General features: G+C 33.3%; 7 protein-coding genes. All 7 read right to left on the reverse strand.

What is annotated here, in order from left to right; translation table 11 throughout:
- Positions 1-50: 50 nt before the first annotated feature.
- The 7 genes from ACRD69_RS20830 to ACRD69_RS20860 all read right to left on the reverse strand — a co-directional run bounded on the left by ACRD69_RS20830 (position 51) and on the right by ACRD69_RS20860 (position 7409).
- Positions 51-1706, reverse strand: a complete 1656-nt coding sequence (locus ACRD69_RS20830) for a hypothetical protein (RefSeq protein ID WP_430817077.1) — start codon at positions 1704-1706, stop codon at positions 51-53.
- Positions 1693-1947, reverse strand: a complete 255-nt coding sequence (locus ACRD69_RS20835) for a hypothetical protein (protein WP_430817078.1) — start codon at positions 1945-1947, stop codon at positions 1693-1695. The genes ACRD69_RS20830 and ACRD69_RS20835 overlap by 14 nt, the downstream gene beginning before the upstream one ends.
- Positions 1948-1972: 25 nt before the next feature.
- A complete protein-coding gene (locus tag ACRD69_RS20840) occupies positions 1973-2302 on the reverse strand; it encodes a hypothetical protein (protein ID WP_430817079.1) in 330 nt (109 codons plus the stop codon).
- Between the two features lie 18 nt (positions 2303-2320).
- A complete protein-coding gene (locus tag ACRD69_RS20845) occupies positions 2321-2587 on the reverse strand; it encodes a hypothetical protein (RefSeq protein WP_430817080.1) in 267 nt (88 codons plus the stop codon).
- A gap of 166 nt (positions 2588-2753) precedes the next feature.
- Positions 2754-3671 carry a peptidoglycan-binding domain-containing protein gene (locus ACRD69_RS20850; protein WP_430817081.1) on the reverse strand — a complete coding sequence of 306 codons (918 nt, stop codon included), beginning with the start codon at positions 3669-3671 and terminating at the stop codon, positions 2754-2756.
- Between the two features lie 403 nt (positions 3672-4074).
- Positions 4075-4671, reverse strand: a complete 597-nt coding sequence (locus ACRD69_RS20855) for a helix-turn-helix domain-containing protein (protein ID WP_430817082.1) — start codon at positions 4669-4671, stop codon at positions 4075-4077.
- Positions 4672-5783: 1112 nt separating this feature from the next.
- Positions 5784-7409: a hypothetical protein gene (locus tag ACRD69_RS20860; protein WP_430817083.1), complete on the reverse strand. Its 1626-nt coding sequence runs from the start codon at positions 7407-7409 to the stop codon at positions 5784-5786.
- Between the last annotated feature and the right edge of the window lie 349 nt (positions 7410-7758).

Below are 7758 nucleotides of genomic sequence, written 5' to 3' on the forward strand. Positions count from 1 at the left end.
AGGGAAAACAGCTTTTGTGATACGTTGAGACACCCTGACAGGAAGCCAACTTATTCAACAAATGTAAACGATAGCCTGTTGTACTCAAATTTATTGTCGGATAAGGCCTTGATCATTTGGATACCTAACTGTATCCAGCCTACAGGGCCTTTTGCTATTTTAATGGCGATGTGAAGAGCGGTGCCAAGAAATTCAGCAACTTCATGTAATGCCTGTGTAATCGCATCATTTTTATTAATGTGTTTGATCACAAGCTCAGCATCGATGTTGTGGATGCTTGTGATGTTATCAAAATTAAAGTCGTAATCGGTGATGATTTGTTTATCGCCCAACATTGTTTTGATCACTCTCTTAGAAAAGAAAAAAGAAAATGCTGTTTTGATCATACTAAACATCTTTTTCAATTCACGCAAAAGAATTTTGACACCATTTTTAATCCATTTAAACAGATTTTTAATTGATTTTATAATCCAGTTAATGCCTTTCTTGATATAACTGCCAATTCGTTTAAAGAACCTGCCAATGGATTTTAAAAACAATTTACCACCCCTGGTTTTAGAGTTTCTGCCCTGCGGTATCATTTGATCACCTTCTATTTGTTTACCGATCTCCTTAATAACCTGTTTTCTATCTGAATCATTATTTAGTTTGATAAGCAACTTTCCAATTTCTTCAGAAACCGTTTCACTTCTTTTGGATTCTTCCATTCTTGTAATCACAGGCAGAAGTGCCGTAAATAAGAATTGCACATTGAGTGCCCAATAATTTTTTTTCAGATTTATAACTAAATCGGTCATTTTGTATCCAGTCTCTCCTCCGTAATTTTCATGGATGTATGAAATAAATGAGTCTATTGCCTTCAGGCTTAATGGTCCAAGATCATTATCAAGATTGCCCTGATAAGTTCCAAACAGCCACAATCTAATTTGAACCAATCTTGTCATTAATTGGTGTAACTCATCTTTCATGATAAATTCGACTTTGTCAAGGTTTTTAGCCTTATTATGAAAGCTATTTTTGCTTTCTTCCGGCAAGAAAACGAGTCTGGATCTGAACTGCGTTACATCATTTTTAAAGTCAATACCCTCCTTTCGTATTTTTTGACGCGTATTCTTAAAGAAAATAATGTGTTCATATTTGGCGTTCGGATATGAGTTCTGTTTTACAAGGATTGTTGATAGTTTTTCACAATCACCCAGAACTTCTATTATCTCATGTGTCTCATTTATTCCACACCATTTACCTATTTTATTTAATTGCTTATTTACTGCAGGTGATAATTTTGGTGAAATGCTATCGTTAAATATTGATAAGATAAAAAGACGCCAGTTGAGTATCCTAGAAAGAATTGGATTTTTAGCTATCTCGTTTAATGAATATTGGTGTAGATGAAATTCCCCCTCAAGGGAGGAGATTTGATGCAGAAAGTCCAACTCGTTTTCATTAAGATAGTTCGTCTCATTGTCTTTCATATGGGGATAAAGATCTTTAAATACATCTTTGCTTATTTCTAGCTCTTTACGGAACTCTGCAACCCCATTATTAATTTCTTTATCTGTAGCACTGGCATCGATACTATTTCTATTCAAGGAGATATAACCCAGGTTGTCCAAAACTTCTTCGCATTCAATTTTATGGATCTTGCTGAATTTCTCTTCAGAAGCAGAGCTTACAAATTTGTTATTAAAAACTTCAACTATTTCCATCTTTATCAGGTTCATTTAAACGAATAAATTTTAACCAATCAATAAACGTAGCGAATATGATTTTGGTGAAACGGTGATGGTAAATGCATTCAGGAAGGTTTCTTTCATCGCCGGTTAAGAAAGGTGTTTTTTGCTTTTGAAGACCTTTCAGTTTTTCACCTACCTTGCGGGCAGAAAAAGAAACTTCCTGTATGTTTATTTTACACTGATGAAAAAAGAATTTTATTTGTTTTGGCTTCATTGAATTTGCATCTGTCAATATCTAATCATAGTAAGTGGCCAACAGCTTCGAAAATGGTATCAAAAAGTGTTTTTCTGGTTTCAAGGGCTGACTTAACCATTAAGGCATGTTCATCCACCAATGCAGTTACTTCATCTCCTTTATTCACAAAGTTGACGGCATCTCCATCTAATTCAAATTTTGTATATGCCACTAAATCCGCTTGTCCAAGGTTTTTCCTGATTTTTGCAAAAATTTCCTGATTGCCATCATTGGTTAAATCAATTTGTCCTGTACCGGGATTGGTTAGGGTTGCCACTTCCAGACTTGAAACATCCTGAATCGCTTTTTTAATATTGTCAAAATTAATAGCCATGATAAATTATTTTATTGTTTAACGTAAAGCTTTGCTAATGAGTCTCCAAATGGAACTTCGGTTTTTAATTGAGGATTTTACCAGAGAGCTGTGTAGTTGTGCAATAGCTTGGGAATCATGGTTTATGACACTAACTGCATCACCTTCCAGTTCTTGTCTACTATAGCTTACTATTGTTATCTTCCGCTTATCTTCAGAAGAAGTATCACATATTGCTACCTCGTTGGTAAGTAAATCCTGTGTTAGGTCTTTGATTACCTGTCTGAATTCTGACTTATTTGACATCTAATAGTATTACTAATTTTACTGATAAATATTATTTCTGTTGGACTTGCATGTTATACCTTGTATAGCGAGTAATAAAAAATACGACTGTTTACTATGTGTTGTGTAATAACACAATAGCCTTGACTTAATAAGCAAATATTCAATGAATGTTATTTACTGCAAATTAGATTAATGGCCATGAGATTTTTAACGCTGAAGCAGTAATCTGGCCAACAATCCCATCATCTGCATCGTGTCCAAAATAATCTTCCTGGAATTCTAATAAGGCGTGTAAAGTTCGAGGTCCAAAATCATCGTCTAGTTTACCTTCGTAATACTCCAAATCTTTTAGTTTTTGCTGGACGGTACTAACAAGTTTTCCTTTTGATCCAAAGCGCAATCTGGCTGGCTGTTTTTGCCCATTCGAACATGTGATTTTTTGTGCGTCACGCCCATTAAGTAGCATGTAATTGAAGTTTTGTTGGTCCAGGGAGTAAGCATTGCTTTTAAAAGTTCTCCATGGGCCGGTATCTGGTGAATCATTTCGTTTAGTACATTTGGGATAACCAGCAATGACCTGACAGCCTGCGCTGGCAAAATAATCATGATCTGTACCCATACACCAACCTGCATGCAAGTTGTCATAAGGGCGAGTGTATTCTACCCTGTCATCATTATCGTAATCCAAATCATCTGCCGTTCGGCGAACAGGTAGTTTATTATCCTGCCTGAATGCATTGTGACCTGTTGGCTTCCCTGCCTTATGCCTGCCCTTCCTATAATCATTATAATACCCTGTCAGCAACATATTTGCTCCGTTGCCGCCTCTTTCCAGTGATCTTTTGATGTTACGCTGATGTGGCACGGTACTTCCAGGGAATAGTGCAATGCCTTTTTCGTGATGAAATTGACCAATTGTACATCTGGGATGAATGTGATCGTAGGTAATTAATTCAATAAAATGTTCATTTTTAAACTCTTGGGAGTCATCTGAAACAGGAATGCATCCTCTGAGTCCGAAGAAAAACATTTCGTTTTTTGGTATGGCGAAACAATTAATTTCAGCCAATCGTTTGATATGATTTGCAGAGAGTTTAATCATAATAGATTAGATTTAAAAAGTTGCTTTTCAAGTTTGTTGCTTAAATTAGTCACCTTCAGTATGATATACCATACAGTTAAAATCCTAAGTTTCTAATTCTTTATTATCATGAGAAAGAGTGGTTAGATTTGTTATAAGAATTATCTAAGTTCCTAATATTCTATAATGTAAAGTTGGACTCCATGGAAATCACGTATTTAAAGTAAAATCCATGAACGTAAAACCAACTTTAGATACCATCTTTATCTCATTGTGTTTATTTCTTTTAATTACGTAAGCTAAGCTATGATAAGATTTATTTAGTGTATTGTAAAAATCTGCCAAATTTGGCATCTAGAGTTGAAATTTTTTAATGTAAATGGATCTTGAAAATTTATGATATAAGTTCCATTTTAAGCTTTACTTATGTCTCAATAGAATAGAACCGGTTAATATAAAGTCCGTTACGGTTGTTTTTATGCCAGTTGGACGGTGTCATGCCCATCATTTGTTTAAACTCCCGTATAAAATGGGCCTGGTCATAGTAGCCTCCTTTGTCCATTATGTTGCTCCAGCTAAAATCAGGTGTATGCGCGATTAGTTTGCATGTATTGTCTATCCTTATGAGTTTTAGATATTCTTTGGGAGATATTCCGACTTTGTTGTTGAAGTGCCTGTGCAGTGTCCTGTATGATAAGCCAAGTTCTTCGGCAAGGTTTACTGCACTATAATTATTGGAAGGATTATATGAACCGGGAAAGGAAAAGGAATCATACCCTGATTGTTCTTTAGAGAGAAACCTATTCTTTAGAATCTGGTATAAAAATGTGAATTTAGATAAGCTTGTTTCAAAGCTTTTTAGCTTTTGGGTAGCTACCTGCAAGCAAGGAGTTAACTGGCTATAGGTCACCATCGAATTTTTAAAGTGGCAAGGATAAATGCCTGTTAATGATTTAATTCCCTCCAAAGTTAAAATAACTGATACTCCTTCGAAATAATCACCTGAACAATGAAATTTCATGAAATGTGAATTATGACTCTCATATAATCCTATTATAAAAGAGTCATTCATGAGTTGTTTCCCTTTATCTACAACGGTGATATAGCTACTATCACTAAGAACTATCCATTCTACTAAACCTATAGGGAAAGGCCTGAGTGAATATTTGCAGATATTTTTATTCAATCGAAAAAAAACAATTTTTTCTACATACCTTCTCAGCCTTGAATGTATCGCATAGGAGGATACATCACCTACCATGAAGTGATCATCCTGATCTCTAGACTTTTTGTTTATATTGGACAATCTGATGTTTACAAAATCCTGATTAACCACAATTTCCTGATCCATAATACAATGTCATGTGTGATTTAGACTTCTTTAATACTCTACTGACGTACTTCAAATATTTAACTAAGGTATTTGGTAAACTGATCTGACATTAATCACTTGTTATGCGATGTTAGCGGTTTATAACATGTATAGCCATATAAGAATAGCATGCATGAATACTTAATGTTAGACGAAAAATATTGGCAATTTGGGACAAATTAACTTTATGGTTAAACAAAACGTTTCGAGATTAAACGTAATAGGTGATTACCTTTAATGAGTATTAGATGGTCAGAGTACTAGTTCTGACCATTTGCTTTATCCCGAAAAGTGATTGTAGAAAGTCTGTAAAAACTTGAATGCAAGTTAAGAAGACTTTGAGTGTTATTCAAGTGAAATTAATACCTATTTAGGTTGTGATATTTTACAAAATTTATCTAACACTTTTTGAGTGTAAGCTGATTTTTAAATCAATTTCCTCAAACCCTGTGTTGTGTGATCCTGGAAAAACGAAAGAAAAAGGGGGGAATAATAAGGTTTTCTACTCTAGTTATGTTGTTTGTAAAAACTAATAATTTCTTAGGCAATTTAATTATATAGTAAAAAATCTAATAATTTGCACTTGTACCAATTTCTCCAACTATTCGAATTTTTCGCTTTTTCTTCCTTTTAATTCTTCACACAGCTTCACACAATCTTCACTGCTCAACAGTTGCTTAGGCGTTCATAATAAAGGATCGAACCAACTCGTCATTTACACTCTATAGACATACTTATATTTTATTGCTCAGAATTATTATCTAGGGGTATAGGAAATAACAGATAGTAAAAACGATAACCATAGATAGAAGGGTTGGCCAATATGTCACTTTTGCTATGAGGTTGTCTTTATAGTCTATAATGGCATAATTTCTTGACTTTGAAAGATAATAGTATTTATTAAATACGCTTATGATAAGTGCTACGTATAAAATGAAATAATAAAATTCAATGAAAACTAAAGAGTTAAATTGTAAATCGTCTCTTAATTTATAATGAGATAACAACAAACTAAAAAACAACGCTACAACAGTTCCAATTACTCCCCCCATTTTGAGATCTTTCATTTGTAATAAGATCAAGTATATGATTAAGGAAATTACATAGATAGGTAATATGTTTGCGATTAAAGGTTCTGTCAATATTCTTTTAGCTTCTAAAACGTAGACGAGCTCAGGTAGAGTTGCTGAATCCTTATTAGAAATAATGGATATATTATCTGTTTCACCAATATTAAAACTTGCTGATTTAATCTTCCAATCAGGAATAATGATGTTCCCTTTAAGACCTTGTTTTTTCCGTTCAGCTAATAGTAATTCTTTCTCATCTAAACTTTTATTCAGTATATATTTTACATTATTGAAATAGGTATCAAAGTCTGGTATAAAAAACTCTTTACTTCGGTCGATGTGCGAAATCCTTAGTTTAAATCTTTTATAATCAAACGGATATTTATTGTAGATAAAGCCTTGGTGAACTTTACACGAAAATTTCCAATCTGAAATTTTAAAAGTATCCAATTCAGAATCGCCTTGAAGACGTTTTCTCTCTCTCTTAATAGATTCATCTAGTAAACTATATTCTTGTACTACTGCATCAGGGAAGTAAAAAGGAGGGGAGATTACTTGTTGATCTATTTTAGAATCCCTCTTAGGGTGTTTTACTCGTATTTCTCCTGCTATTTGAAAATAGTTAGATTCAATAAGTTCAATAGCATTTATATTTAAATGTAGTTGAAATAATTCATTTTGAGGGTCCTTGATGTTTTTTTGGTAATGGGACGCTGATCTTAATTTTAGGATTGAATCTTCAGTTAAGGTTAAAAGTTTAGGGTATATGCCAAATTTTTTATCTAAATATCCGATTGCTCCACTGTAGTTAATGATTTGAGTATATCTTGTATTATTTTTTTCCTTTTCTACATAAGGAGTGTGAAGGTCGACCTCAAAGATAATCCATATTAAAATTAGTATCGAATAGATAGAAACTGCATGACTAAAGATCCAAATGTTTTTGGTTATAGAGATATGTTTAAACTTTAAAAAACTGCTGGGTATACATTGATAAAAAATATAGGTAGTGCAAATAAGAAGTAACCAGATGAAAAATATTAGTAACAGTTTATTTGCCAATAATTCATGAGATTTAAGTTTTATGTCATTTTTGTAATAAATCCAAACCATAGTCCAATTAGGATTTTTAATCTTTGAGAATATGCGCCAATGCTCTTGTCCTAATAGAGTTAAATCACGATATGGTTCAACTCCTGACGTGTCAGATCTATTTTCGACAATATTTCTACAAAACTTTAATAGGTTACCATCGTCTTTTTGTGTTTCTGCAATTTTTTTTAGATCATTTAGTTGCCCTCCCGTTGGGAGTTCCATATTCTCCTTATATATAAATTTGCATTCCTCTGATACTATATAGCTATGACTTGTGGATATTCCGAGGTTTATATTTTCGAATATATTATAGTCATAATCAGTGTAAACAATTCCTACAACATTGTTCCTTATAATAATAGGCAGGCCGAACTCAAAGAGGTAAACTTGAGCAACTTTTCCAAAATACGGGTGAACCCACTTTTTACCTTTCTTTATTTGATGGTGTTTGACGTCAAAACTTATTGGACAAATTGAAGCTTAAAATTAAGAGATACTTTTAGTTCTACAAACAGCTAAATCATGATGATAATGATGAGCTGTTGGAACTGTTGTAAACTCAAAGAGTTTT

The organism is Carboxylicivirga agarovorans (assembly GCF_050589845.1).
In the GTDB taxonomy this organism is placed as follows: Bacteria; Bacteroidota; Bacteroidia; order Bacteroidales; family Marinilabiliaceae; genus Carboxylicivirga; species Carboxylicivirga agarovorans.

Coding starts and splice junctions, on each gene's coding strand:
- ACRD69_RS20830 (WP_430817077.1), bottom strand. CDS start 1,706: ATGGAAATAGTTGAAGTTTTTAATAACAAATTTGTAAGCTCTGCTTCT.
- ACRD69_RS20855 (WP_430817082.1), bottom strand. CDS start 4,671: ATGAAATTTCATTGTTCAGGTGATTATTTCGAAGGAGTATCAGTTATT.
- ACRD69_RS20850 (WP_430817081.1), bottom strand. CDS start 3,671: ATGATTAAACTCTCTGCAAATCATATCAAACGATTGGCTGAAATTAAT.
- ACRD69_RS20840 (WP_430817079.1), bottom strand. CDS start 2,302: ATGGCTATTAATTTTGACAATATTAAAAAAGCGATTCAGGATGTTTCA.
- ACRD69_RS20835 (WP_430817078.1), bottom strand. CDS start 1,947: ATGAAGCCAAAACAAATAAAATTCTTTTTTCATCAGTGTAAAATAAAC.
- ACRD69_RS20860 (WP_430817083.1), bottom strand. CDS start 7,409: ATGGAACTCCCAACGGGAGGGCAACTAAATGATCTAAAAAAAATTGCA.
- ACRD69_RS20845 (WP_430817080.1), bottom strand. CDS start 2,587: ATGTCAAATAAGTCAGAATTCAGACAGGTAATCAAAGACCTAACACAG.